Source organism: Dyella sp. CR10 (genome assembly GCF_055814425.1).
This window is the reverse complement of the sequence record NZ_CP185986.1, coordinates 4486179-4511711: the sequence shown is the minus strand read 5'-3', so window position 1 is coordinate 4511711 and position 25533 is coordinate 4486179. Positions and strand designations below refer to the sequence as shown.

General features: G+C 67.4%; 30 protein-coding genes. 21 read left to right on the top strand and 9 right to left on the bottom strand.

Going from position 1 to position 25533, the window contains the following annotated elements; genetic code table 11:
- The first annotated feature begins 251 nt into the window (after positions 1-251).
- Positions 252-2252, top strand: a complete 2001-nt coding sequence (locus ACNR9O_RS20375; protein ID WP_473685363.1) for a S1 family peptidase — start codon at positions 252-254, stop codon at positions 2250-2252.
- Between the two features lie 7 nt (positions 2253-2259).
- A complete protein-coding gene (locus ACNR9O_RS20370; protein WP_473685365.1) occupies positions 2260-3108 on the top strand; it encodes a lysophospholipase in 849 nt (282 codons plus the stop codon).
- Between the two features lie 18 nt (positions 3109-3126).
- Here ACNR9O_RS20370 and ACNR9O_RS20365 read toward each other — a convergent pair whose 3' ends face one another.
- Together ACNR9O_RS20365 and ACNR9O_RS20360 are read right to left on the bottom strand one after the other, a co-directional pair.
- Positions 3127-3444: an EF-hand domain-containing protein gene (locus tag ACNR9O_RS20365; protein WP_473685367.1), complete on the bottom strand. Its 318-nt coding sequence runs from the start codon at positions 3442-3444 to the stop codon at positions 3127-3129.
- 140 nt (positions 3445-3584) lie between these two features.
- Positions 3585-4574 (bottom strand): helix-turn-helix transcriptional regulator, encoded by a 990-nt coding sequence (locus ACNR9O_RS20360; protein WP_473688347.1) that lies wholly within the window; start codon positions 4572-4574, stop codon positions 3585-3587.
- 74 nt (positions 4575-4648) lie between these two features.
- Between ACNR9O_RS20360 and ACNR9O_RS20355 the strand changes: the two genes are divergently transcribed.
- Positions 4649-5284: a LysE family translocator gene (locus ACNR9O_RS20355; protein ID WP_473685369.1), complete on the top strand. Its 636-nt coding sequence runs from the start codon at positions 4649-4651 to the stop codon at positions 5282-5284.
- Positions 5285-5296: 12 nt separating this feature from the next.
- On the opposite strand, the gene ACNR9O_RS20350 is transcribed toward ACNR9O_RS20355, so the two are convergent.
- Positions 5297-5749 carry a DUF3224 domain-containing protein gene (locus tag ACNR9O_RS20350; protein WP_473685371.1) on the bottom strand — a complete coding sequence of 151 codons (453 nt, stop codon included), beginning with the start codon at positions 5747-5749 and terminating at the stop codon, positions 5297-5299.
- Positions 5750-5887: 138 nt separating this feature from the next.
- Between ACNR9O_RS20350 and ACNR9O_RS20345 the strand changes: the two genes are divergently transcribed.
- The 3 genes from ACNR9O_RS20345 (at position 5888) to ACNR9O_RS20335 (ending at position 8908) form a co-directional block, all read left to right on the top strand.
- A complete protein-coding gene (locus ACNR9O_RS20345; RefSeq protein ID WP_473685373.1) occupies positions 5888-6712 on the top strand; it encodes a DUF6597 domain-containing transcriptional factor in 825 nt (274 codons plus the stop codon).
- 161 nt (positions 6713-6873) lie between these two features.
- Complete coding sequence (locus ACNR9O_RS20340) at positions 6874-8268, top strand: hypothetical protein (RefSeq protein ID WP_473685375.1); 1395 nt, start codon at positions 6874-6876, stop codon at positions 8266-8268.
- Between the two features lies 1 nt (position 8269).
- A complete protein-coding gene (locus ACNR9O_RS20335; RefSeq protein WP_473685377.1) occupies positions 8270-8908 on the top strand; it encodes a c-type cytochrome in 639 nt (212 codons plus the stop codon).
- A 9-nt stretch (positions 8909-8917) separates the two neighbouring features.
- On the opposite strand, the gene ACNR9O_RS20330 is transcribed toward ACNR9O_RS20335, so the two are convergent.
- The 3 genes from ACNR9O_RS20330 to ACNR9O_RS20320 all read right to left on the bottom strand — a co-directional run bounded on the left by ACNR9O_RS20330 (position 8918) and on the right by ACNR9O_RS20320 (position 11446).
- Entirely contained in the window at positions 8918-9901 is a 984-nt protein-coding gene (locus ACNR9O_RS20330; protein ID WP_473685379.1) for an NAD-dependent epimerase/dehydratase family protein, read from the bottom strand.
- A 76-nt stretch (positions 9902-9977) separates the two neighbouring features.
- A complete protein-coding gene (locus ACNR9O_RS20325) occupies positions 9978-10508 on the bottom strand; it encodes a helix-turn-helix transcriptional regulator (protein WP_473685381.1) in 531 nt (176 codons plus the stop codon).
- Between the two features lie 26 nt (positions 10509-10534).
- The gene (locus ACNR9O_RS20320) at positions 10535-11446 is read right to left on the bottom strand and encodes a LysR substrate-binding domain-containing protein (RefSeq protein ID WP_473700823.1); all 912 of its coding nucleotides are present in this window, start codon (positions 11444-11446) and stop codon (positions 10535-10537) included.
- Between the two features lie 173 nt (positions 11447-11619).
- Between ACNR9O_RS20320 and ACNR9O_RS20315 the strand changes: the two genes are divergently transcribed.
- The 11 genes from ACNR9O_RS20315 to ACNR9O_RS20265 all read left to right on the top strand — a co-directional run bounded on the left by ACNR9O_RS20315 (position 11620) and on the right by ACNR9O_RS20265 (position 21538).
- Positions 11620-12321 carry a pirin family protein gene (locus tag ACNR9O_RS20315; protein WP_473685385.1) on the top strand — a complete coding sequence of 234 codons (702 nt, stop codon included), beginning with the start codon at positions 11620-11622 and terminating at the stop codon, positions 12319-12321.
- A gap of 302 nt (positions 12322-12623) precedes the next feature.
- A complete protein-coding gene (locus ACNR9O_RS20310; protein WP_473700822.1) occupies positions 12624-13229 on the top strand; it encodes a response regulator transcription factor in 606 nt (201 codons plus the stop codon).
- A 249-nt stretch (positions 13230-13478) separates the two neighbouring features.
- The gene (locus tag ACNR9O_RS20305) at positions 13479-14462 is read left to right on the top strand and encodes an alpha/beta fold hydrolase (protein WP_473685389.1); all 984 of its coding nucleotides are present in this window, start codon (positions 13479-13481) and stop codon (positions 14460-14462) included.
- Between the two features lie 187 nt (positions 14463-14649).
- On the top strand, positions 14650-15303 hold the full coding sequence (locus tag ACNR9O_RS20300) for a hydrolase (RefSeq protein WP_473685391.1): 654 nt from the start codon (positions 14650-14652) through the stop codon (positions 15301-15303).
- 56 nt (positions 15304-15359) lie between these two features.
- Positions 15360-15638: a XapX domain-containing protein gene (locus tag ACNR9O_RS20295; RefSeq protein ID WP_473685393.1), complete on the top strand. Its 279-nt coding sequence runs from the start codon at positions 15360-15362 to the stop codon at positions 15636-15638.
- Positions 15635-17518: an amidohydrolase gene (locus ACNR9O_RS20290; protein WP_473685395.1), complete on the top strand. Its 1884-nt coding sequence runs from the start codon at positions 15635-15637 to the stop codon at positions 17516-17518. The genes ACNR9O_RS20295 and ACNR9O_RS20290 overlap by 4 nt, the downstream gene beginning before the upstream one ends.
- Positions 17503-17922 carry a DoxX family protein gene (locus ACNR9O_RS20285; RefSeq protein WP_473685397.1) on the top strand — a complete coding sequence of 140 codons (420 nt, stop codon included), beginning with the start codon at positions 17503-17505 and terminating at the stop codon, positions 17920-17922. The genes ACNR9O_RS20290 and ACNR9O_RS20285 overlap by 16 nt, the downstream gene beginning before the upstream one ends.
- Positions 17923-17951: 29 nt before the next feature.
- Entirely contained in the window at positions 17952-18854 is a 903-nt protein-coding gene (locus ACNR9O_RS20280) for a VOC family protein (protein ID WP_473685399.1), read from the top strand.
- A gap of 11 nt (positions 18855-18865) precedes the next feature.
- Entirely contained in the window at positions 18866-20245 is a 1380-nt protein-coding gene (locus ACNR9O_RS20275; RefSeq protein WP_473688349.1) for an alginate export family protein, read from the top strand.
- Between the two features lie 26 nt (positions 20246-20271).
- A complete protein-coding gene (locus ACNR9O_RS20270; protein ID WP_473685401.1) occupies positions 20272-20946 on the top strand; it encodes a YoaK family protein in 675 nt (224 codons plus the stop codon).
- Positions 20947-21019: 73 nt separating this feature from the next.
- On the top strand, positions 21020-21538 hold the full coding sequence (locus ACNR9O_RS20265) for a Dps family protein (RefSeq protein WP_473685403.1): 519 nt from the start codon (positions 21020-21022) through the stop codon (positions 21536-21538).
- Between the two features lie 64 nt (positions 21539-21602).
- Here the strand turns inward: ACNR9O_RS20265 and ACNR9O_RS20260 are convergent, their stop codons facing one another.
- Positions 21603-22073, bottom strand: coding sequence for an Lrp/AsnC family transcriptional regulator (locus ACNR9O_RS20260; RefSeq protein ID WP_473685405.1), 471 nt, complete (start codon positions 22071-22073; stop codon positions 21603-21605).
- Between the two features lie 118 nt (positions 22074-22191).
- On the opposite strand from ACNR9O_RS20260, the gene ACNR9O_RS20255 reads away from it, so the two are divergent.
- From ACNR9O_RS20255 to ACNR9O_RS20240, 4 genes are all read left to right on the top strand, one after another.
- Positions 22192-23142, top strand: a complete 951-nt coding sequence (locus ACNR9O_RS20255; RefSeq protein ID WP_473685407.1) for a threonine ammonia-lyase — start codon at positions 22192-22194, stop codon at positions 23140-23142.
- 22 nt (positions 23143-23164) lie between these two features.
- Complete coding sequence (locus ACNR9O_RS20250) at positions 23165-23782, top strand: glutathione S-transferase family protein (RefSeq protein ID WP_473685409.1); 618 nt, start codon at positions 23165-23167, stop codon at positions 23780-23782.
- A gap of 12 nt (positions 23783-23794) precedes the next feature.
- Positions 23795-24049: a hypothetical protein gene (locus ACNR9O_RS20245; protein WP_473685411.1), complete on the top strand. Its 255-nt coding sequence runs from the start codon at positions 23795-23797 to the stop codon at positions 24047-24049.
- A gap of 77 nt (positions 24050-24126) precedes the next feature.
- Positions 24127-24423, top strand: a complete 297-nt coding sequence (locus ACNR9O_RS20240) for a DUF6916 family protein (RefSeq protein ID WP_473685413.1) — start codon at positions 24127-24129, stop codon at positions 24421-24423.
- Here the strand turns inward: ACNR9O_RS20240 and ACNR9O_RS20235 are convergent.
- On the bottom strand, positions 24416-24979 hold the full coding sequence (locus tag ACNR9O_RS20235) for a GNAT family N-acetyltransferase (protein WP_473685415.1): 564 nt from the start codon (positions 24977-24979) through the stop codon (positions 24416-24418). The two genes, ACNR9O_RS20240 and ACNR9O_RS20235, sit on opposite strands and share 8 nt — an antisense overlap.
- Positions 24976-25509 carry a phage tail protein gene (locus tag ACNR9O_RS20230; protein ID WP_473685417.1) on the bottom strand — a complete coding sequence of 178 codons (534 nt, stop codon included), beginning with the start codon at positions 25507-25509 and terminating at the stop codon, positions 24976-24978. The genes ACNR9O_RS20235 and ACNR9O_RS20230 overlap by 4 nt, the downstream gene beginning before the upstream one ends.
- Between the last annotated feature and the right edge of the window lie 24 nt (positions 25510-25533).

The following is a 25533-nucleotide window of genomic DNA, read 5'->3' as shown; positions in this document are numbered from 1 at the left end:
GGGGACCTACGGAGCGTAGAAGCGGAAAGGCAAAAGCACGCCTCGCTTCGTCGAGCCCTCCGGCGAGCACCCGCCCCTCATCCGTTGCGACCGAAGGGAGTCCCGTGGGACCGGCACCTTCTCCCCAGAGGGGAGGAGGACTCCTGGTCGGATGCCTTTCGCGATGGCGCCATGTCACTATGCGCGCCAATCCGTCGCGAGCGGGAGGCCCGCAGGGGGTGCCGGCGGCGGATCACATGCGCGGGATACGTATGCAAGCAGCGATGCGGTCGTGGATGGGCGGCAAGGGATTCGCCCAGGTACTGATGTATGGCCTGGCCCTGTGGCTGGCCGGTGCGGGAGCGGCCTCCGCCGCCAGCCTGGATGCGGCGCTGCTGCCGAAGATCCAGGGCGCCACCTTCGAAGTGGTCGCCGCCAAGCCCGCGGACGATCCGCTCGCTTACGAAAAGCCCCTGCCGCTGGATCTGCTGCCGTACCAGGAGCGTATCGACAAGTACCACTCCATCGGCACCGCCTTCGCCGTCGGTCCGAACCAGTTCGTCACTGCCGGCCACGTGCTGCTTACCGGCGTCGACAGTCTCTGGGGCACCCCTTCGCTGCGCGACGCCGCCGGCCACGTCTATGCGATCGACAAGATCGAGAAGTTCGATCTGCGCAAGGACTTCGTCGTGTTCAGCGTGGCGGGCAATCCTGGCCCGGCGACCCTCGAGGTCAACACCAAGCCGGCGCTCAACCAGGAGGTCTACGCAGTCGGCAATGCGCTGGGTACCGGCGTAGTGATCCGCGACGGCCTGTACACCTCCGATACGCCGGAGCAGCAGGACGGCGCGTGGAAGTGGATGCGCTTCTCCGCTGCCGCTTCGCCAGGCAACAGCGGCGGCCCTCTGCTCGACAAGGAAGGCAAGGTCATCGGCGTGGTGCTGATGAAATCGGCCAACGAGAACCTCAACTACGCGCTGCAGATCGGCGACGTACTCGCTGCGTCCAGGCAGGCGGTGATCGACAAGCGCGTGCCCTATCGCTTCGACATCTTCAGCACGACGCTGAGCAATAGCCTCAAGGGCCAGTTCGCCCTGCCGCTGGGCTTGTCCGAGTTCTTCCAGCGCTACGAATCGGTGTTCAATGGCTATGTAGATAGCCAGCTCAAGGAAATCCTGGCCAAGGATGCGGACAAACTGTTCCCGCGCGGAGACGGTTCCAACCAGTTGCTGTATGGCGCATCGTGGATGAACACCGTGCCCGCCCTGATCGTGCGCAACAGCGCCGGCGACTGGGGCCTGATGCAGAAGGAAGGCAACCGCATGTCGCTGGCCGCGAACGGTTACCTGCAGGCCAGCGTGTCGGGCCACAATTTCCTCATGCACCTGCGCCGCCCGGATACGCTGCCGGCGGCCAAGCTGTACAGCGACCCGGTGGTGCTGGCCGAGCAGCTGTGCAAGCTCGGGCTGTTCATTCGTCCGGTCGGCTCCGAGCAGGTACGCATCACCTCGCTGGGCAAGCCGCTGAGCGACACCGTGCACGTCGACCATGCGCAGCGCCGCTGGCAGGTACGCGTGTGGGCGCTGCCGTTTGCCAACACGCGGATCATTACCTACGCGCTGCCGGTGCCGGATGGCTACGCCATCCTGCTGCGCTTCGCCGGCGCCGAAGAAAGCTACGACAGCCTCGCCGACATGCGTGCGCTGGTCGACTACGTTTCCGTGGGCTACGAGGGCACACTGGCGCAGTGGAAGGAGTTCCTGCAGAACGGCAAGCTGCTGCCGGATGCGATCAAGAATGTCGCTATCGAGGCGGACTACCAGAAGCGTTTCGCCTACACCTCCAAGCGCTTCGCATTCGAGATCACGCCGCAGCTGCAGAAGATCGAGGCCGATAGCGTGCTTACGCTCGGCATGGGCTGGCTGCCGGATGGCGGCAACGTGGTGTGGGACGTCAACGGCCTGTCGCTGCGCGCCAACCCCCAGGAACCCGAGCGCCTGCACATCGAGCGCAACGTCGTGCCGCCGGCCGATCTGGACGACAACTTCAAGAGCTACTGGGACAAGCTGGTCAATCGGCGCCATCCCTACGAGGGCATGGCCTATACGACCGATGGCGAAACCAATATCGCCACGCCCGTGGGGCAAAAGGACACCGGCAAACCAAAGGTGCTGTACGCCGCGTTCTATGCGGCCGCGGGATCGCAGCCTCAGGATGCGATGAAGGCCAGACTCGACCTGCTTACCAGCCGTCTGCGCGTCATCGAGCCCTGAGCAACGCATGAAGGACTCCAGCGACAGCGCCGCGACGTGCGGCAGCCTCACGGCTCGCGACGGCACCGCCCTGGCGTTTCGCGACTGGTCGCTGCCCGGCGCGCGGCGCGCCGTGCTGTTCGTGCACGGATTGGGCGAGCATGGCGGCCGCTACGAAGCGCTGGCGGCGTGGTTCAGGCAGCGCGGCTACGCGGCGCGGTGCTACGACCAGCGCGGCCACGGGCTGAGCGGCGGCGCGCGCGGCGCATTGAATGCACCGGACGATCTGCTCGACGACCTTGCCGTGGTGTACCGCGACTACACGGCGGCGCTGTCGTTTCCGCCATTGCTGCTCGGGCACAGCATGGGCGGACTGGTAGCGGTGCGCGCGGTGCTCGACAGGCGGATCACGCCACCGGCGCTGGCGCTTTCGTCGCCGGCGCTGCGCAGCCGCGAATCGCCCGCGCTGCGCCGGCTGGCGAAGCTGCTGGCGAAACTGACGCCGAACCTGCCCTTGAGCAATGGCTTGCGGCTCGACCAGCTTTCGCATGATCCGGCGGTGCTCGCCGCTTATCGCGCGGACGGGCTATGCCATCGACGCGTCACGCCGCGCCTGGCCGATTTCATTTTCAGTGCCGGTGCCGCCTGCATCGCGGATGCGCCGGATCTAGGCGTACCTACTCTGCTACTGGTGGCCGGCCAGGATGGCCTGATGGATCCCGCAGGCAGCCGCGATTTCGCCGCCGGCGCCTGGGCCGGCAAGGCGCTCACGACGCGCTTCTTCGACACGCTCTATCACGAGCTTTTCAATGAGGCCGAGCCAGCGCGCGGGCAGGTGCTGAAGCAACTGGCGGACTGGCTCGACCGGCTGGACTGAGCCGGGCTGTACGTCGCCTCAGGGCTTGGCGGACGACGCTGCGCCGGCCGGCGCGGGGCGTTGCAGCGACTTCAGATAGGCGGCCACGTCGTCCTTGGACACCTGGCCGCGGTGTTCGCGGTCGATCTGATCGAAATGCTTGGCGATGAACGGCGTCTTGCCCGCCTGCGCTTCTTCCTTGCTGAGCAGGCCGTCGTGGTTACGGTCGGCGGCTTCGAAATTCTTGACGGCCACGTCGATCTTGCTGGCGAGGTAGCCCAGGCCGGTCTGGGCCATGGCGGGGCCGGCGACGGCGAGGCTGAGTGCTGCAGCGAGAGCGAAGCGGGAGGCGCGCATGATGTCGGTCCTTAGTGACGATAGAGCGTGCGGCGGATTATGCGTCTCCTTGCGTCAAAAATGCGCCACAGCCTTGCTCACGAGGGAGGCATCGAAAATTCCGCCGCATAAATTTCGATGACCATGAGCCGGCATGTCTTTCAATGCGCGACAGGATGTTCCGCCAGCGCGTGCAGCCGTCGCGACAGTGTGCGCAGTTCGTCACGCAGCGCCGTTGGCTCGCGTACGGTGAAATCGAACGGCAGCCGCGCCAGCTGACGAGCAAACCAGTCCAGTTCGTCGACCTGAGCGCGCAGCAGTACGCCACCTTCCACCGGTTCGAACAACCCCATGCTGCCGCCCAGGCGTTCGAGCGCGTCGTGCAGCGTGGTGTGCAGCAGTACTTCCGCAGTGATCGAGCGGGGCAAGGTGGCAATGCTGAAAGTCAGGTGTGCCACAGCGTCGAAATTGGCTGGCCGCTCGAACGCGTCCTCGCGCGGCTGCGCGGACGTCACCCGGTCCAGCCGAAAGGAGCGCAGCCCGTTGCGCAGATGGCACATGCCTACGACGTACCATTGCCCGCCGCGGTGAGCGAGGCCATAGGGATCGAACTCGCGCTCGCTGTCCGCCCCATCGGCGGAGCGATAGCGCAGATGCACGCGCCGGTACTGCTGCGCGGCGGTGCTCAGCGTGAACAGCACGTCGCTGGCGCCCGCGGCCGAGGAGCGCGACAGATCCAGCATCACCGTGTCGGTGACGGCGCGCGTGCGGCCCTTCAGCCGATCCGGCATCACCCGTTCCAGCTTGGCCTGTGCGCTGGCCACCGCGGCGGAAGCCTCGGTCAGTCCGAGGCTGCGCGCGGCTAGCAGACCAACCGACAGGGCCAGTGCCTCGTCGTCGGTAAACATCATCGGCGGCAGCTTGAAGCCCGACACCAGCAGATAGGCGCCATGACGCCCGCGCTCGGCGGTGATGGGTATGCCGATCTCCTCCAGGGTGGCGATGTAGCGGCGCACCGTCCGCGTATCCACGCCCAGGCGTCGCGCGATTTCGGCGCCGCTGATGCGCCGATGCGTCTGCAGCAGTTCGAGAACCGCCAGCACGCGGGTGGTGGGGTGATAGGTGGCGCCGCTGGGCATGGTGCGGAGCATAGCCAACAAACAGGACTGGATTCGTCCTGATTGCGACCTAGCCTGCGGCCCGGTTTCCTTGCCGAGGCGTTCCCATGATTCCTTTCGCGCAGTTGTGCCTGTTCTTCCTGCTGGTGCTGGGCGTGATCGTGCTGCCCGGCCTGGACATGGCCTACGTCCTGGGCAGCGCTCTCACCGGCGGCCGTCGCGGCGGTCTGGCGGCGGTCGGCGGCATCATGGCCGGCGGGGTTTGTCACGTGCTCATGGCGGCCGTCGGCATCGGTGTGCTGCTGCAGGTGTGGCCTGCTGCGTTCAACTTGATGTTGTGGGCCGGGGCTGCGTACGTGGCATGGATCGGCTACGCGATCTGGTGCAGCGACGGCGCCTTCCTGCCCGAGGCGGCCGAACGGCGCTCGCGCTGGCTGACCTTCCGCCGCGGCGTGGTGACCTGCCTGCTCAATCCCAAGGCCTACTTGTTCATGCTCGCGGTGTTCCCGCAATTCATGCGGCGCGAGAACGGCGCGCTGCTGCCGCAGGCCGCGCTGCTGGGCGTGGTGATCGTGGCAACGCAGCTGCTGGTGTACGGCGCGTTGGCCTGCGTGGCCGGCGGCGCGCGCGAGTGGCTGGCCGAGCGGCCGGGTTACGCGCGTCTGGTCGGGCGCGGCGTGGGCCTGCTGCTGATGGGCATCGCACTGGCGACGATGGCCGAAGGTCTGCGCCGACTCTGGTAGCCCATGCAGGCCTCAGGGCAGCGTGTAGTCGAACGTATACGAGTGCCCGCCCTTCGCATCGATCTGAATCACGAAGTCGCCCGTCAATCCGGTCAGTTCGTCGGTCCCCGAATCCGGCACCACCGTGATGGACATCGACGGCGCACCGCGCGTCATCGTCGCGCGGTGCATCAGCACGAAGCTGCCCTGCCTGCCGTGCAGCGTCCCGGTCACCTTTTCCAGCGCGACATAGGCGCCGGATCCCTTCGTCGCCGTCATGTACGCCATCATCTCGCCCTGCGTGGTGGCGTCCAGATCGCCATGGATCTGTTTGTCGATGGTCTGGCGGCCGATACTGGCCGCCTCGATGCCGGGCGTGGCCGGCTGGGGCACGAGCTTGACCTCGAACGTCCCGATGGCGTGCATGGTGGGTGTCTCCTTGGATAAAGCGGGATGTGGCGCGAGCATGACGCCGAGGCCGGCCATGATCGCAACCGCGAGTGGGCAACGGAAAGTCATGGATCGGTCCCGCCGTGTGGCGCGGCACGTCGCCGCGATGGGGATGCATTGAAGCGCAGAGGCGAGGGAGATGATTGGAAAAACGCGACCGCGGACGCGCATCGCATGACCGCCGGCGTCAACGAGCCGCGCGGCGTGTTGCGACCGCGCTTCGAACACGGCCGTTTCCATCACGAGCGGCGCCAGCCTTGCGCGGCGCTGTCGCGGCTGGTCGAGCACTACTGGTTCGTTGCCTGGGATGTGCGCGGCCTGCCGTCGCAAACGCAGGAAACCCTGCCGCACCCCAGCGTGCATCTGGTGGTGGAGCCGCCGGCCGCGCGGATCTATGGCGTACATCGCGGACGCTTCGTGCGCGTGCTGGAAGGCGAAGGGCGCGTCTTCGGCATCAAGTTCCAGCCCGGCGGATTCAGGGGCTTCTTCGACCGGGACGTGCACCTGCTCATGGACCGTTCCTGCGATCCGGCCGAGGTGTTCGGCACGGACGCGGTCCGGCATTTCCAGACCGATGTCTTCGGCGCTTCCGGGATGGATGCCATGGCGGGAGCGGCGGAACGCCTGTTGCTGGGCCGCTTGCCGTGCGCCGATCCGCTGGCCGAGCGGGCGGGCGCCATCGTGGCGATGGTGGCGCAGGACCGGCGGATCACGGCCGTGGAGCATCTGTGCGAGCGCACGGGCCTGGGCATGCGCGCACTCCAGCGCCTGTTCCGTGCCTACGTGGGGGTGAGCCCCAAATGGGTGGTCAAGCGCTACCGCCTGCATGAAGCGGTGGCGATCCTGCAGGCGGGCGGGCACGTCGACTGGGCTGATCTGGCGCTGACCCTGGGCTACTTCGACCAGGCTCACTTCATCCGCGACTTCCGCGGCCTGATCGGGTGCACGCCGATGGCTTATGCGCGCGCGGTCGCCAAGCCGGACCACACCGGCGCTTGATCCGGATCAACATCGAGCGCCGGGCCGCGGCGCCCAATGCCCTCGACGCTGTCTAGGCAAGCCGGTATCCGATCACCCAGTGGTCGTACCGGTTAACGAGGGGCCGGCACGGGCGTGGCGCATGCCGCCACGCCCGTGAATCCGGCGAAGGGGGGGGGGGTATGCGCAACAGCGGTTTCTTCCGATTCGGCCTGTGGCTGTGCCTGGCGTGGACGGGCCTGGCCATCCTCGCGCCCGACGCGCGGGCGGTGCCCGCCTATGCCCGGCAGACCGGCCAGGCTTGCGTGGCCTGCCACGTGAGCTTTCCGGAGCTGACGCCATACGGCCGGATGTTCAAGCTCAGCGGCTACACCATCGGCACCCGCCAGAAGTTGCCGGTGGCACTCATGGCCCAGCTGGGCTGGACCAGCGTGCGCAACAATCGCGACGACCAGGGCCAGAAGATCGTGCCCAAGACCAACCAGCCCGCGTTCTCCGGCGCCAGCGTGTTCATCGCCGGCAAGGTCAACGACCACATCGGCGGCTGGATCCAGTGGACCTACAACAACCTCGCCACGACCAGCGCCAATACCACGGTCGGCCACAGCGGCATCGACAACACCGACCTGCGAGTGACCGGCAGCTCCACCGATCCGTCCCATACCGACCTGCGCTGGCTGTACGGCCTGACCGTGCACAACAACCCCACCGTGCAGGACGTGTGGAACAGCACGCCCGCCTTCGGGTTCCCCTTCACGTTGCCGCCCAACGGTATCGGACAGGCGGCGACCACCGCGCTGGACGGGCGTCTGGCGCAACAAGTGGCCGGCGTGGGCGGCTACGTGTTGTGGAACCGCACCATCTATGCGGAAGTCACCGGCTACCGCACCGCCGACGGTTTCTTCTCGCCGCTGCGCAAGGGCCAGGACATCCACACACCCGGCGGCGTCAACCGGCTCAGCGGCATCGACCCCTATTGGCGGCTGGCCTACACCCGCGACTGGCGCAGCAATTCGCTGATGGTCGGTACGTATGGCGCGGTGTTCCGCATCTATCCGGACAACACCATGCCCTTCACCGGCACCGACCGCTTCACTGACGTGGCCTTCGACGCGCAGTTCCAGCATATCGACGACCCGCACACCTATACCTTCCAGTTCACGCATATCCACGAGAAGCAGGACTATCGCGCCAGCTACCCGGCCACGCTCGCCGGCGCGCCGATCGGCGTCGGCCCCGCGCCCGCCAATGCGCGCGACACGCTGGTCACCGACAAGCTCAAGGCGACGTATTACTTCGAGCGCAAATACGGCGCGACGCTGGCGCTGTTCCGCACTCATGGCACGGCCGACGCCGGCCTGTATGCGCCAGGGTCGGTCGGCGGCAGCGCCAACGGCAAGCCCGATACCCGCGGCTACATCGTGGAACTCGACTACCTGCCGGTGCAGAACGTGCGCCTGATGTTGCAGTACTACGGCTACGGCAAGTTCAACGGCGCGCGCTCGAACTACGACGGCTCAGGCCGACGCGCCGGCGACAACAACACCCTGTTCGCCAACATCTGGGTGGTGTACTGACATGCGCACGACATCCGTTCGTCCCGCTCCGTCCGCGGCCGCCGTCATCGCCGCGCTCCTCCTTCTTGCCATCGCGCCGCCAGGCCGCGCGCAGACGCCGTCGGCCGGCGACGACGCGGCGGCCAAGCTGGCGACGCACGTGTGTTCCAGCTGCCACGGCCCCGGCGGGGACAGTACGTCGCCGACCTTTCCCAAGCTGGCCGCGCAGCAGCAGGCCTACCTCGTCGCGCAGATCGGCAACTTCCGGAACGGCAGTCGCGGCGAGCAGGAAGCGCACGACTACATGCTCGGCATGACGACGCTGATCGACGACGACACTGCCGCCGCGCTGGCCCGCTACTACGCCCGCCAGCCCGCGTCGCCCGGGCGCGGCGGCGATGCGGCCTTGATCGCCAGGGGGAAGCGTCTGTTCGAGCAGGGTGAGCAAGGCAAGGTGGTCGCCTGTGCCAGTTGCCACGGCGCACATGCCGAGGGCGCGACCATCTTTCCGCGCCTCGCCGGCCAGCACGCGGCGTACATCGTGCGCCAGCTGAAGGTGATCCAGGGCAATCTGCGCAACTCGCCGGTCATGCACGGCATCATCACCAACCTCAAGCCGGAAGACATGGACGCGGTGGCGGCCTATCTGCAGTCGATCTGACGGCGCGCCTCACATCACCGGGTAAGGCATGTCGTCGAAGGCGGCGGCGTGATATCCCTTGGCGCCCACCTCGCCGGCGAGCGGACTGCGGAAGTCGTGGCCGGCGGCGAGCGAGGCCAGCACGTGAGCGAAGTGATGCCTTGGCTGCCAGGCGAGGTCGCGGCGCGCCCGCGCATTGACGTAGACGCGGTCGATGCGCGGGAACATGCGCCAGCCGAGCGCGTTGTACTGCGCCTCGAAGGAAGGAAACAGGCGACGCACGACCGCCGGCGCGTCCCGATGCAGCAAGGCCAGGTCGTCCGGCACGAACGGTGTCGTCGCCGACACGATGTAGCGGCCGAAGCCCAGCGCGGGCGCGCGCTCGACGGCGCGCAGATGCGCGTCCGCTACGTCCGCGATATCCGCACGGCGATACAGCAGTTCGTTGGCCTGTGCGTTGGCCAGGTCGTAGGCGGCGCGCACGGCCGCATCGTCATCCGCCTCGGGAAAGAAGCGCGCGGTGCGCAGGATCAGCACCGGCAGGTGATGACGCCGGTGGAACAGCTCGCACAGCTGCTCGGCGGCGAGCTTGGTGGTGCCGTAGATGTTCTTCGGCACGGGTGTCACGTCTTCGGTGACCCACGCCGCGGGCGCATCCGGCCCTGGCGTCAGCGCGGCGCCGAACACGCTGGTGGTGCTGGTGAACACGAAGGCGCGCACGCCCGCGGCTACCGCTTCCTCCAGCAGAGCCAGCGTGCCGCTGATATTGGTGTCGATGAAATCCTGCGCCGCATGCGTGGCCACGTGCGGCTTGTGCAGGGTGGCGGCGTGGATCACCGCGCGCACGCCGTGCATGGCGCTGCGCACGAAGGCGCGGTCGGTGATATCGCCCACGCGCCGGGTGAACGCCGAAGGCTTGCGGTCGATGCCCACGGCCTCCTGCGAGGTGGCATGCAGGCTGCGCATCAGGGCTTCGCCGAGATGGCCGGCGCTGCCCGTCACCAGGATGGTCATGGCTCGTATTCCTCGCTGCTGAAAGGCAAGCCTAGCCAGCGATGCGCGACGCGGCCACGCATAAATTATGCGCGGCTCATTCCAGTGCCGTGACCAACCGCCCCATGCTTCCGTCCGCCAGCGGGATGCGCTCCCACAGCGCGCTGCCGGGACGGATCGGCAGCTCCGCATTGGTACCGGTATCGATGCGCAGCGCACCGTGCCGGTCCTCGTACCAGCCACGGCGATCCAGCGACGCTTCGGCGGCAAGGATCTCCGGCGTGGCGTACACCAGCATGCAGGTACCCAGCAGCTCCGAGGGCGAGCGACGCCAGTCGGCCCTGCGCGGCGGCGACACGGCGAGCAGGCGATGCGTGCGATCGCACACCAGATGCACTTTCAGGGTGGACGTCTCGACCAGCCGCTTCAACGCCGCGTCCTGCGCCGGCGCGGGACGCGCCTCCAGCAGCCGCTGCACCGCCAGCCGCTGCGCCGACGACAGGTCGAGATCGCCGCGTTCCCAGCGCGACACGGTGGACTGCGTCACGCCGAGGAGTTCCGCCAGATGGCTCTGTTTCATGCCGCGCAACTGGCGCAGTCGTCGCAGCGCTTGCCCGAAGGGTGCCATGGTCGTCTTCTCCACCCGTAAACCTGTCAGCAGGATAACGCCAACATCCGGTCCAGCATGCCGGGTTGGCGCGCGCGCTCGATCCACCAGCGCAGCGCGGCACCTTCCTCGCCGCTGCGCCAGGCCAGGTAGAAGGTCTCCGCCGGCTTGGGTTCCTCCACCTCTTTGACGACCAGCTCGCCGGCCCGGATGGCGGCACGCGCATACGGCTCCGGCAGGAAGCCGAAGCCCAGGCCGGCGCGCTGAAAGGCGAGCTTGCTGCGGATGTCCGGCACGGTCACGGTCTCCTGGCCGAAAGCGAGCCCGACCGTGCGCGACATCAGCTTGCGCGCGCTGTCCGCCACCGCGATGGCGCGATGCTGCTGCAGGTCCAGCTTGCCCAGCGGACGGTCGATCCGTGCCAGGGGATGCGCCGGGGCCACCGCGAAGACGAACGGCATCGAGCCCATCGGCTCGGCCAGGTAGCCGCCGCCTGACGGTCCTTCGCCAGCGGCGCCGATCAGGAGGTCGGCGCGCCGTTCCAGCAGCGCCTCCCAGGTGCCCGACAAGGCTTCCTGTCCGATGCGCAGGCGCGTGCGGTCGGCCGCGATGCAGAACGCCTCGATGTCCTCGCGCAGCGCGATCGGCGCGAACAGCGAGTCGATCTCGATGGCGAATTCCGTCTCCCAGCCCGAGGCGACGCGGCGCACGCGCGATTCCAGGTCCTGCGCCGCGCGCAGCAGGTGCCGGCCCTCCTTCAGCAGCACCCGGCCGGCCTCGGTCAGGTCGGCGCGCGGCCCGGCACGCTCGAACAGCTGCACGCCCAATTCCTCCTCCAGCTTGGCGACCGTGTAGGAGATGGTGGACGGCACCTTGTGCAGCTCCTTGCCGGCCGCGGCGAAGGAGCCGCGGCGGTCGATGGCGTCCAGGATCTGCAGGGCGTCGAGGCTCAGTCGCAGCATTCGAAATTCTCGATGATAGGCCGGCAATCCACTCGCTTTTGCACGCCGGCGAAGGCGCTCATACTGTGCCCATCAAGCATCGATGGCAAGCGAAACAGGTGGTTGTCGGGCCGGGTGGCCTCCTCCAGCCAGTCATCGATTTCATTGCATATGAAAGCCCAGGAGGCACCATGTTGGAAGTCCGCAAGAGCCAGGATCGTGGTCACGCCGAGCACGGCTGGCTGTCCTCGCGCCACACCTTCTCCTTCGCCGAGTACCACGACCCGCGCCACATGGGTTTCGGCCCGCTGCGCGTGATCAACGAGGACCGCGTGATCGGCGGCCAGGGTTTCGGCACGCACGGCCATCGCGACATGGAGATCATTTCCTACGTGCTCGGCGGCGCGCTGGAGCATAAGGACAGCCTGGGCACCGGCTCGGTACTGCGTTACGGCGACGTGCAACGCATGAGCGCGGGCACCGGCGTGCGCCACAGCGAGTTCAACCACGATGCCAAAGAGACCGTGCATTTCCTGCAGATCTGGATCATGCCGGAGCGCGGTGGCGTCGAGCCGAGCTATGAAGAGAAGCACTTCGACGAGGCTTCCAAGCGCGGCCAGCTGCGCCTGATCGTCTCGCCCGACGGCCGCGACGGCTCGCTGCGCATGAACCAGGACGCGTCCCTGTACGCCTCGATCCTCGCCGCCGGCGACAAGCTTTCGCATGCGCTGGCGGCAGGCCGCCTCGGCTATGTGCACGTGGCGCGCGGCAGCGTCACCGTCAACAGCACCGTGTTGAACGCGGGCGATGCGGTGAAGCTGGCGGATGTGGCGGCGGTGGAGCTGGAAGGCACCGGCGACGCGGAAGTGCTGGTATTCGACCTGCCACGTTGAATGCCCCTCTCCCGTTCACAGATCCCTCTCCCCTTCCGGGGAGAGGGCTGGGGTGAGGGGGACCTACGGAGCGTAGAAGCGGGAAGCTAAAAGCACGCCGCGCTTCGTAGCACCTCCTTCTCGAGCACCCGCCCCTCATCCGCCCCTGTGGGGCACCTTCTCCCCGGAGGGGAGAAGGGCAGCACCATGAAGACCTTCATTCACCCATTCAGGCATTGCCGCCCCGTCCCACGATCAATCATAGTGCTCCGCCGTACTGTGCCGACCTTCGCCGCGTGAACCACAACACTCCTGCGCTCAGAGTGCTCATCGCCGACGACCACCCGGTCATGCGCGATGGCCTGCGCGCGGCGATCGATAGCGCACCGGACATGAGCGTGGTCGGCGAAGCCGTCGACGGGCGCGACGCGATAGAAGGCTTCCGCGCGCACCGTCCGGACGTGGCCCTGCTCGACTTGCAGATGCCGCGCATGGATGGCCTGCAAGCCATCGCCGCGATCCGCGAGGAGTTTCCCGACGCGCGCCTGGTGATTCTCACGACCTACCCTGGCGATGCGCGCGTGAAACAGGCGCTGGTACTGGGTGCGATGGCCTATCTGCTGAAGACCTCTAACCGTGACGACATCCTGCAGGCGATCCGCGGCGCCGCGCTCGGCCGCCGCGTCGTCGTCGGCGAGATCGCACGCGAAGTGGCTTCGCACGTCGATGCCGACATGCTCACCGCGAAGGAGCTGGCCGTGTTGCGCCTGGTCGCCACCGGCCAGGGTAACCGTCGCATCGCGCAGGTGCTGTGCGTGTCCGAAGACACGGTGAAGGCGCGGCTCAAGAACATCGCCGCCAAGCTTGGCGCTTCCGACCGCACGCATGCGGTCACGATCGCGATACGCCGCGGTTTCCTCGACGCCTGAGCGGCGTATTCGACGCACCGGCGAAACGCATCATCTTCGCTCTGCGCGCGAGTATCGGCGATCCCTCGTTCGGGTAAATCGACTATGCCCAAACCGGGGTGTGCCGCGATGCGTCGCACGGGCACAGTGGCGGTCCGGCGCATCGTTTTCGGCGCGCCGTCGTTCGCATGACCGCATTGATTCGAACGCCGCGCCGGGCCATCGCCGGCCGGCCCTCCCGATCGCCCGCTTTCCTCGAGGAAACCCGCCATGTCCCAGCCCAAATCCGCTTCCGACGTCAGCCATAGCCGCCGCGCCCTGCTCGGCCACGCCGCGCTCGCCTCCACCGCCATGATGGCCATGCCGGCGATCAGCGCCGCGGCAGGCGCCGCCAAGGGCGCCACCGCGTCCAACCATCCGGGCAAGGTGCCCGGCTCGCGCTTCTCCACCAAGGACGGCACCGAGATCTTCTACAAGGACTGGGGCAACGGGCAGCCGGTGGTGTTCTCGCACGGCTGGCCGCTGTCGGCCGACGCATGGGACGGCCAGATGCTGTTCCTCGGTCAGCACGGTTACCGCGTGATCGCGCACGATCGCCGCGGCCACGGCCGTTCCGGCCAGCCGTGGGAAGGCAACCACATGGACCAGTACGCCGATGACCTGGCCGAGCTGATCGAGAAGCTCGACCTGCACGACGTGGTGCTGGTCGGCCACTCCACCGGCGGCGGCGAGATCACCCGCTACGTCGGCCGCCACGGCACCAAGCGCGTCGCCAAGATGGTGCTGATCGGCGCGGTGCCACCGATCATGCTCAAGACCGCGAGCCACCCCAACGGTCTGCCGATGGAGGTGTTCGATGGCATCCGCAAGGGCGTGTTCGACGATCGCTCGCAGTTCTACAAGGACCTGACGATGCCGTTCTTCGGCTACAACCGCCCCGGCGCGAAAGTCTCGCAGGGTGCGCGCGATTCGTTCTGGCTGCAGGGCATGCTCGGCGGCATCGCCGGTCAGTACGACTGCATCAAGCAGTTCTCGGAAACCGACTTCACCGAGGACCTGAAGAAGATCGACGTGCCCACCCTCGTCGTGCACGGCGACGACGACCAGATCGTGCCGATCGACGGCGCCGCGCGCCTCACCGCCAAGCTGGTGAAGAACGCCACGCTCAAGGTCTACCCGGGCGCGCCGCACGGCTTGGCCGTGACGCACCAGGACCAGCTCAACAGCGATCTGCTGGCCTTCATCAAGAGCTGACGACGACAGGTGGAAGGCTTGCCGAACAGCATTCGAATAATTCGATGCTAGGGCGGCAAGCTTTCCGCTTTTTGCGCTGATGCACAGCGCAGATACTGCCGCCCGTCGCGAAGAAATCCACCGCCACGGCGCATCGATTTATTCGCACATGACACACCCATTTCACCCGCCGCCGCGAGGAATTCCCATGTCCGCCACCGCCACGCCCACCCCCGGCAAGCTGCTGCTCACGCCGAAGGATCATGCCCTGATCATGATCGACTTCCAGTCGCAGATGGCTTTCGCCACGCACTCGATCGACGCGGTCAATCTGCGCAACAACGCCGGCCTGGTGGCCAAGGCCGCCGCCAGCTTCAAGGTGCCGACCATCCTCACCACGGTGGCGGAGAAGAGCTTCTCCGGCCCGATGTTCACTGAAGTCACCGAGCCCTTCCCGGGCCAGGCGCTGCTCGACCGCACCTCCATGAACACCTGGGAAGACGCCGCGGTGATCGCCAAGGTCAACGAGATCGGCAAGGGTCGCATCGTGCTCGCCGGCCTGTGGACCTCGGTGTGCATCGTCGGCCCCGCGCTGTCGGCGCTGGACCAGGGCTTCGAGGTGTACGTGATCGCCGATGCCTGCGGCGACGTTTCCGCCGAAGCGCACAACCGCGCGATGGATCGCATGGTGCAGGCCGGCGCCCGCCCGATGACCTCGCTGCAATACCTGCTGGAACTGCAGCGCGACTGGGCGCGTGGCGAGACCTATGAGAGCACCACCGGCATCGCCAGGACCAACGGCGGTTCGTATGGCCTGGGCGTGACCTACGCCAAGACCATGTTTGGCGCGCACGAGGGCTGAGGCCCCGCATGGGCGACCGCATGGTGCGGTCGCCCTCACTGCCGGAGGAGGCACCGATGAAGCCCTACGTCCTTTCCCTCGCCGCCGGCCTGCTGGTAGGCATCGTCTATGCCCTTCTCAAAGTGCGCTCTCCGGCCCCGCCGGTCATCGCCCTGGTCGGCCTGCTCGGCATCCTGATCGGCGAGCAGGTCCCGCCACTGGTCAAGCAGCTGTTCCATCGCGACAGCGCGCAGACCACCTGGTTGCGCGGACAGGTAAGTCCCCATGTGTTCGGCCAGCTCCCGCAAGGCCCCCACACCACGCGCGACAAGAACACCTCGGAGCCGAACGCATGAATGCTGCGACCCAGACGCCCGACCTGATCCTGCACCACGGCCTGATCACCACGCTCGATCGCGCGCGCCCCGCCGCCAGCGCGGTCGCCATCGCCGATGGCCGCTTCATCGCGGTCGGCAATGACGCCGAAGTGATGGCGCTGGCCGGCCCCGCTACGCGCGTGATCGATTTGCATGGCCGTCGCGTGCTGCCGGGCCTGATCGACAACCACCTGCACATCATCCGCGGCGGCCTCAACTACAACATGGAGCTGCGCTGGGACGGCGTTCGCTCGCTGTCCGACGCGATGGCGATGCTCAAGGCGCAGGTGGCGATCACGCCGCCGCCGCAGTGGGTGCGCGTGGTCGGCGGCTTCACCGAACACCAGTTCGCCGAGAAGCGCCTGCCCACCATCGACGAACTCAACGCGGTCGCGCCGGACACGCCGGTGTTCCTGCTGCATCTGTACGACCGCGCGCTGCTCAACGCCGCCGCGCTGCGTGCCGTCGGCTACACGCGCGACACGCCGGAGCCGCCCGGCGGCCAGATCGTGCGCGACAGCGACGGCAACCCGACGGGTTTGCTGCTGGCCAAGCCCAATGCATCGATCCTCTACGCCACGCTGGGCAAGGGCCCCCGGCTGCCGTTCGACTACCAGCTCAATTCCACGCGCCACTTCATGCGCGAACTGAATCGCCTCGGCGTCACCGGCGCGATCGATGCCGGCGGCGGTTCGCAGAACTACCCCGACGACTACGCGGTGATCCAGAAACTGGCCGACGATGGCCAGCTCACCATTCGCCTCGCCTACAACCTGTTCACGCAGAAACCCAAGGCAGAGAAGGACGACTTCCTCCATTGGACGAAGACCTCCAAGTACAAGCAGGGTGACGACTACTTCCGCCATAACGGTGCCGGCGAAATGCTGGTGTTCTCCGCCGCGGACTTCGAGGACTTCCGCCAGCCGCGTCCGGACATGCCGGCCGAGATGGAAGGCGATCTCGAAGGCGTGGTGCGCATCCTGGCCGAGAACCGCTGGCCGTGGCGCATGCACGCCACCTACGACGAAACGATCAGCCGCGCGCTGGACGTGTTCGAACGGGTGAACCAGGACATCCCGCTGCAAGGCCTGAACTGGTTCTTCGATCATGCCGAGACCATCTCGGAACAGTCGATCGACCGCATCGCCGCGCTCGGCGGCGGCATCGCCGTGCAGCACCGCATGGCCTACCAGGGCGAGTACTTCGTCGAGCGCTACGGCCCGGGCGCGGCCGAAGCCACCCCGCCGGTAGCGCGCATGCTGGAAAAGGGCGCGCGCGTGTCCGCAGGCACCGACGCCACGCGTGTCGCCTCGTACAACCCGTGGGTCTCGCTGGCATGGCTGATCACCGGCCGCACCGTGGGTGGCCTGCGCCTCTATCCGCAGCGTCACTGCCTGGACCGCGAAACCGCACTGCGCATGTGGACGGAGAACGTCACCTGGTTTTCCAACGAGGAAGGCAAGAAGGGCCGCATCCAGGCGGGCCAGCTGGCCGACCTGATCGTGCCGGACCGCGACTTCTTCGCCTGCGCCGAGAGCGAAATCGCCGACATGACTTCGGAACTGACCATGGTGGGCGGCAAGATCGTGTACGGTGCCGGCCGCTTCGCCAGTCTCGATGAAGGCTCGTTGCCGCCGGCGATGCCGGACTGGTCGCCGGTCAATCGCTACGGCGGTTACGGCGCGTGGGCTGCCAACGGTCAGGCGCAGGCGCGCGTCGCCGCGCCGGCACCTTGCGGTTGCGCGCATGCTTGCGGCATCCATGGTCATGATCACGCCACCGCGTGGTCCAGCAAGCTGCCGATCGCCGATCTGAAATCCTTCTGGGGCGCGCTGGGTTGCGCGTGCTGGGCGCTGTGAGCGCGCCGCCTTCCACCGGCTGGCGGGCGGCACGCTGGATCGCACTGCTGCTGCTGTGCGCCGCGTATCTGCAGGGCAGCATCGACAAGGTGCTGGATTTTCCCGGCGCCATCGCCGAGATGGCGCATTTCGGTCTGGCGCCACCGGCGTTGTTCGCGGCGCTGGTGATCGTGCTGGAGCTGGGCGCGTCGCTGGCCATTCTCAGCGGCGTGCTGCGCTGGGCGGGTGCGGTGGCGCTGGCGCTGTTCACGCTCGGCGCGACTTTCGTCGCGGTGCGTTTCTGGGAACTGCCGCCGCCGCAGCGCCTGCCCGCGGCCAACACCTTTTTCGAACATCTGGGACTTGCCGGCGGTTTCCTGCTGGTGGCCTGGCACGACTGGCGCGAGCGCTACGGCGCTCGCTGATCCGACTCTTTCCGCACAGGAGCTTCCCCATGCGTACGGCTTCGTTCTTTTCCGCTCTGGCGTTATCGCTCGGCCTGCTGGCGGCATCGCCGGCGGGCGCACGCAACGCACCCGCGCTGCCGCAGGTTGCGGTCGCGCCGCAGTACGACACCACCCATGTCTACGTCGATCCTGCCGACGTCGACCGTTTCGTGCAGAGCTTCACCGCCACCTTCGGCGGACAGAGCACCAAGCAGGTCGTCGTGCAGGTCACGCCCACGCCCAGCCAGACCAGCTCGCAGCTCTTGCAGACGCCGGCGGGCACCGTCTCGCTGTTCGGCTTCCGCACGCCGGTGCCGTATCCGTTCGGTGCCGAGCGCACGGGCTATCTGGTCAAGGACATGGACGTGGCGATCCGCGCCGCACGCGCCGCCGGCGCCGACGTGCTGGTGGCACCGTTTCCCGATCCGATCGGCCGCGACGCGGTCATCCAGTGGCCCGGCGGCGTGAACATGCAGCTGTACTGGCACACCACCACGCCGAACTACAAGGCGTTCGACACGGTGCCGGAAAACCGCGTGTACGTATCGCCGGATCGCGTCGATGCCTTCGTGCATGCCTTCCTCGCCTTCTCGCACGGCAAGGTCGTCTCCGACGACAAGCAGGCGCCGGGCATCGAGATCGGCCGCAAGGGCGAAAGCTTCCGCCGCATCCGCATCGAATCGGACTTCGGCAAGATGTCGGTGCAGGTCACCGATGGTCAGCTGCCGTGGCCTTACGGCCGCGAGCTGACCGGCTATGAGGTGGCGGACCTGACGGCCACGCTCGCCAAGGCCACCGCCAGCGGCGCGAAAGTGCTGGTGGAACCGTACGAGGCCGGCGGCCGTCGCATCGCGATGGTGTCTTTCCCTGGCGGCTACGTCGCCGAGATCCACGCGAAGTCGGGCGGCTGACCGTGCGCTGGATGCCCTTCGCGGTAGCGGCGCTCGCCTTGGCGCGCGCCGCCCTCGCGCAGGACGCCGACGCGCCCGCGCGCCCGGCCTTCGCATCCAACCGCTGGCAGGAGGTCTGGTCGCCGCTGGCCGATCCCGCCCGGCGCACCGAGCTCGGCGATACCTTGAAGTACATCGCGCTGGATGAAGCCGATCCGGCCAGCTACCTGTCGCTGGGCGCCAACCTGCGCGAGCGTTTCGAAAGCAACGATGCCGCCGGTTTCGGTGCCGGCGGCGCGCGTGGCGACAGCTACGTGATCCAGCGCGCGCAGGTTCACGCCGATGCACGCTTCGGCAGTCATTGGCAGGCCTTCGTGCAACTGGAAGATGCGCGCGCCTACGGCAAGCGCAACCTCACCGCGGCGGATCGCAATGCGGTGGATCTGCGCCTGGCTTTCCTGGCGTACGTGCATGCGTTCGATGCCGGCACGTTCAAGGCCCGCGTGGGCCGGCAGGAATTCGCCTTCGACCTGCAGCGCTTCGTCTCGCTGCGCGACGGCCCGAATGTGCGGCAGGCGTTCGATGCGGTATGGGCGGATTGGGAGAACGGCCGCTGGCGTTTCATCGGCCTGCTCACCCAGCCGGTCCAGTACAAGGACGCCAGCCATTTCGACGACACCTCCGATCGCCATCTGCGCTTCCACATGTTGCGCGTCGAGCGGCTGATCGACGGCAAGCACGAGCTGTCCGCGTACGCGGCGATCTACCAGCGCGACAACGCGCGCTTCATCGACGCCGCCGGACGCGAATCGCGCAGCGTGTTCGACACGCGCTATGCCGGTTCCGCCAACGGCATCGATTGGGACCTGGAAGCCATGGCGCAGCGCGGTTCCGTCGGCGGCAAGCGGATTCGCGCCTGGGCCATCGGCACGCGCGGCGGCTATACCTTTGCACCGCTGCCGTGGACGCCGCGCCTGGGTCTGCAACTGGATGCCGCCTCCGGCGACCGCCGCCGCGGCGACGGCACGCTGGGCACGTTCAATCCGCTGTTCCCCAACGGTTACTACGTCACGCTGGCCGGCTATACCGGGTATGCCAACTTCATCCACGTCAAGCCGTCGATCACCGTGAAGCCTGCCGCCGGCCTGTCGCTGACCGCGGCGCTGGGTTTGCAGTGGCGCCAGATGACCGGCGACGCCGTCTATGCGCAGCCGAACATTCCCGTGCCGAACACCGCCGGGCACGGCGGACGCCGCACCGGTACCTACGGCCAGCTGCGCGCGGACTATGCCGTCAACCGCCACGTGGCGGCGGCGCTGGAGCTGGTGCGCTTCAACGTGAGCGACGCCGTGCGGCACGCCGGCGGACGCGACAGCGACTATCTTGGCGCCGAACTGAAGTTCGTCTGGTAGCGGCGGCACACCACGGAAAAACGATCATGAAAATCACCGTACCGACCCTGCTCAGCTTCGCCGCCGGCTACATCGACACCGCCGGTTTCATGGCCTTGAACGGCCTGTTCACCGCCCACGTGACCGGCAACTTCGTCACCATCGGCGCGGCCCTGGTGCTGGGCACGTCCGGCATCGTCACCAAGCTGCTGGCGCTGCCCACGTTCTGCGCGATGGTGATCCTGGCGCGGCTGCTGCGCTATCGCCTGGTCGCCGCCGGCCGGCCGGTGTTCCGCACCTTGCTGGCGATCCAGCTCGCGCTGCTGGTGCTGGGCGGCGCGGTGGCGATCGGCTTCGGTCCGTTCGGCCGCAACGATCCGCCGCTGGCGATGCTCGCCGGCCTGTCGATGGTGGCCGGCATGGCCGTGCAGAACGCGCTGCAGCGCGTGCACCTGGGCAGCGCGCCACCCACCACCATGATGACCGGCACCACCACCCAGCTGATGCTGGACGTCGCCGACCTGCTGCATGGCGTGCCGGATGAGCAGCGCGCCGCCGCGCGCGGCCGCATGGCGCGCATGGGCGGCGCCGTGCTGATCTTCGCGCTGGGCTGCGCGGTGGCCGCGGTGGGCTATCGCTTCGTCGGCATGTGGTGCTTCGTGGTGCCGCCCGTGCTGGTGCTGGCCGCGCTGTGCCATGGCGACACGGCTGGCGATGCTTGAGCAGTAACTCTCTTTTCGCACCCGCCGTGCCAGCATGGCCGGACGGCCTGATCCCTACCGGAGGACGCAGACGATGAAAGACAAGACCAAAGCCAAGCAACTGCGCAAGGCGCCCCTGACCACGCCCAGCGCGCTCGGCGAAGATGCGCGCCGCGACATCGGCGCCGAACTCAACGTGCTGCTGGCGGACTTCTTCGCGCTGTATGTGAAGACGAAGAACTTCCATTGGCACATGTCCGGCCCGTACTTCCGCGACTACCACCTGCTGCTGGACGAGCAGGCGGACAGCATCTACGCCACGCTCGATCCCATCGCCGAACGCGTGCGCAAGCTCGGCGGCACCACGCTGCGTTCGATCGGCCACATCGCGCGCCTGCAGCGCATTCCCGACAACGACGCGGATTTCGTCACCGCGCAGGACATGCTCGCCGAGCTGCGCGAAGACAACCTGAAAGTGGCGACCGAAATGCGCCAGGTGCATGAGGTGTGCGACAAGTACGGCGACGTCGCCACGGCCAGCCTGCTGGAGAACTGGATCGACGAGACGGAGCGTCGCGTGTGGTTCCTGTTCGAAGCAGGGCGAACCGGCTGACGCAAGCGCTCAAGCCGACGCAGGTTGGGGCGAGCCGCCGGCGAAGCCCAACCTGCCTGGTTTGCTATTCGTCTACCGGCACCAGCAAGCCTCGCTTCAAGGTCCCCAGCGCTACTCGCGTAGTGAACTTCCGCACGTTAGCGTTCTCCGCCACCATCCGCTGCATTAGCGCGTCGTAGTCCTCCACGTCGCGCGCGCTCACCACCAGCACGTAATCGCCTGCGCCGGTCACGTACCACGCCTCCTGCACCGCCGGTTCCGCGGCGATCCATTGCTTGAGGCTGGCCAGCAGTTCCGGGCGCTCGCGCTCCACTTCCACGTCCACGATCAAGGTCAGCGGCCGACCGGTGCGCTTGGCGTCGACCACGGCCACCTCGGCGACGATCACGCCCTCCTCGCGCAGGCGAGCGATGCGCCGTTGCACTGCGGAGGCGGACAGGCCGATCTGCGCGCCGATCAGTTCGGCGGAACGGCGCGCATCCACTTGCAGGATCGCCAGGATGCGGCGGTCGAATCGGTCCAGTTCAGTCGGCATGGCCGCGTGGCTCTTTCCAAGAACGGGGAGATACCCCGCCATCCCCGAAGCGGACGCGGCCCGGCCGCGCGGCGCCACCCTAGCATGGTCCGCCGTCGCCACTGCACGAGTCCCGCGCATGACCGCTCTGCCCGACCTCGCCGTCCACCCCTTTGCCGAGGCCCTGATCGATCCGGTGTTCCTGCGCAGCCCGCTGCGTGCGGACGCGGGCCTCAATGCGGTGCTGGGCTGCCGCCTGGTGGCCAAGGACGAGACGGACAATCCGATCGGCTCCTTCAAGGGCCGCGGCACGGAGCTGTTCGCCGCGACCGCGTTGCGTCCCGGTGAAGTCATCGTCTGCGCTTCCGCCGGCAACTTCGGCCAGGGCATGGCGCGCGCCGCGGTACGTCGCGGTCACGCCTGCGTGGTGTTCGCGGCGGAAACGGCGAACCCGGCGAAGCTCGATGCCATGCGCGCGCTGGGCGCAGATGTACGCCTTGCCGGCGCGGATTTCGACGCTGCCAAGACCGCCGCGCGCCAGTATGCCGCGGCGCACGGCCTGCGCTTCGTCGAGGACGGCGCCGAGCCGGCCATCGCGCAGGGCGCCGGCACCATTGCCGAAGAACTGCTCGACGCCGTGCAACCGTCCATCGTGCTGGTACCGCTGGGCAATGGCGCCTTGCTGGAAGGCATCGGTTCGGTGGTGCGCGCGCGCCAACCGTCGACGGGGATCGTTGCCGTGGTTGCCGCCGGCGCGCCGGCCATGAAGCTGTCGCTGGAAGGCGAGCGTCCCATCGAAACCTCCGGCGTGGACACCATCGCCGACGGCATTGCCGTGCGCGTGCCGATCGCCTCGCGCCTGCCGCAGCTGCGCGCATGCTGCGATTGTGTCGTGGCGGTGAGCGAAGAACACCTGCTCCGTGCGATGCGCCTGATCCATGCGCATCTGGGCCTGATCGTGGAACCCTCGGGCGCCGCGGGCGTGGCCGCGATCCTCGCCGAACCCAAACGCTACGCCGGGCGCCGCGTCGCCACCGTGCTGTGCGGCCGGAACATCCATCCGGACCTGCGCCAGCAGCTGTTCGCCTGATTCCTTTTGCCATCGGCCCCTCATGAAACTCCTCTACCAGACCCACTCGCCCTACGCCCGCAAAGTCCTCGTCGCCGCCCACGAAACCGGCCTGGCCGGTCGCATGGAGGTGATCCATCACGAAACCAGCCCTACACGCCGCAACGAAGCGGTGTACGCGCTCAATCCTCTGGGCAAGGTGCCCGTACTGGTGCTGGATGACGGCACGGCGCTGTTCGATTCGAATGTCATCTGCGAATACCTCGACGGCTTGCACGACGGGCCGAGGCTGATCCCCGCCGATGCTGCCGCGCGCCTGCGCGTGCTACGCATGCAGGCGCTGGCGCAGGGCGTAGCGGACGCGGGCATTGCGGCGCGCTGGGATATCGAGCGCCGGCCCGAAGCGCTGCGCTGGCCGTTGCTGCGCGATGCCTATCTGGACAAAGTCGCCGCTTCCTGCGACTACGCAGAGCGCGAGCTGGACCCCGATGCGGCGCCGGACCTTGGCACGATTGCGCTGGCCACGGCGCTGAGCTGGATCGCGTTCCGCGGCGTTCACGACTTCCGCGCGGGCCGCCCGCGCCTGGCCGCGTGGTACGAGCGTTTCGAGACGCGCCCCTCGATGCGCGCCACGGCGTTGAGCGGCGCGACGCACGATTGATCGAGGCCATCCATGACATCGAAAACGCCCTCCGCAGACGGCGAGCCTTCGCTCTGGGCCGCCCTGTTGTTCCTGCACGGCTACGTCGCCGATCCGCACTTCGCCCGGCAGCTGGTGGCGGAAACGACCGCCGCGCCAGCGACTTGTCCACGCGAGGCCGGGCCGGTCACCCACGGCGAAGCCATGCGCCGCCTGCTCGACCACGGCCGCCGCCTTTCGCTGCGTCTGTGCCAGGGCATCGGTGGCGGACTCGTGCACATGCAATAGCGTGCACGGGGACGCGAACTGGCCACGCAACTATGCGAAACTCGGCGCCCTGCCATCGACGACGTAGGGGGCGCGCGATGCAATTCTTCGCTTTGGAACATTTCGCGGGGCATGTAGGCGAGACTTTCACGGTCGCCCTGGATCACGACGGCAACGCGCCGTTCGCGCTGGTGGAGGCACGGCCGCTGCCGGTGCAGGCCTACAACGGCATGGTGCGTTCACCCTTCTCGCTGTTATTCCGTCACGAAGCGGCGATCGTGTTCCCGCAGAAAATCTACCAGATGAAGCACGCGGCGATCGGCGAGTTCGGCATCTTCCTGGTGCCGGTCGCACGGGATCGCGACGGGTTCATCTACCAGGCGCTGTTCAACTGAATTCGCCCGGGGCGGCCATCCAGCGCATGCGCAAATGGCTGCCGATGTCCTCCTCGACATCGAAGCCCATGCGTTCGTAAAGCCGGCGCGCGCCGGCGTTGCGCTGTTCCACATGCAGCATCACGCTGGACAGGCCATTGCGAAGCGCAGTGCGCTGCACTTGGCGCAGCAGCGCCGAGCCGATGCCACGCCCGCGCATGGTCTCTAGCAGAGCGATGTCGATCAGGTTCGCCTCGTGTCCATCGCAATGGACGTACAGGCGGCCGATGGGCGCCCTCATGTCCTCGACCACCAGATAATCCGCCGGCTGGTAGCGAGTGGTGTAATGCCTGTGCTGCAGCGTGAACTGGCTGTCGAGAAAAGCCTGCCGCATGGCATCGGACCATGGCACCGCCGCTAGCTCGCCAGCGCGTGTATCGGCATAGAGATGGCGGAAGAACGGCAGATCTTCGTCGGTCGCGTCGCGCCAGCCCAGTCCTGGCAGTAGATCTTCCGTTGGCGCGGGCAGCCAGGCCGCCCGCGCCCTGGGAAAGCTCAGTGTTCCGGATGCGCTCACGGGCGCTGGGGAAAGGTGCCCGCGAGGGAAATGCAGAAGTTCAGTGTCAGGTACGGCTGCTGGTTCTCATGCGCTTGTGAGCTGCCCGCGGGGCCAATCGTCTGAGGCGGGAAAATCGTATTGGCCGTGGTGGTGGTGGCCAGGATAGGCGTTGACTCCGGCGTGATGACGGCATCGCCGCTGGCCGGTATACCGCTGCGATTGGCCGTCGTGGGCTGGTTGTAGATACGCGCTCCATGCGTGTGCACCGGCATCTCGCCGGATAGCAGCGTGACAGTGTCGGAGCCAAACGTTTCACCCACCGTGCGTAGCGTCAGACCGAGCCCTTGGCCCTGGCCGCAGGCCGCGTTGCCGATGTAGTTGGGCAACTGGTAATTGGACGTGCCGTTGCCGCCGAACTGCGTGCCCAGCAGGGAAAACAGCGCCGTGTTTTGCTGGATCGGCATCAACTGCCCCTGGCACATCGCCCAGTTGTAGGGTGCGAAATTGAAGCCGTAGATCTGGATCTCGCCGATGAAGGGATCGCTCATGATATTGGTCCTTGTAATCGGTCG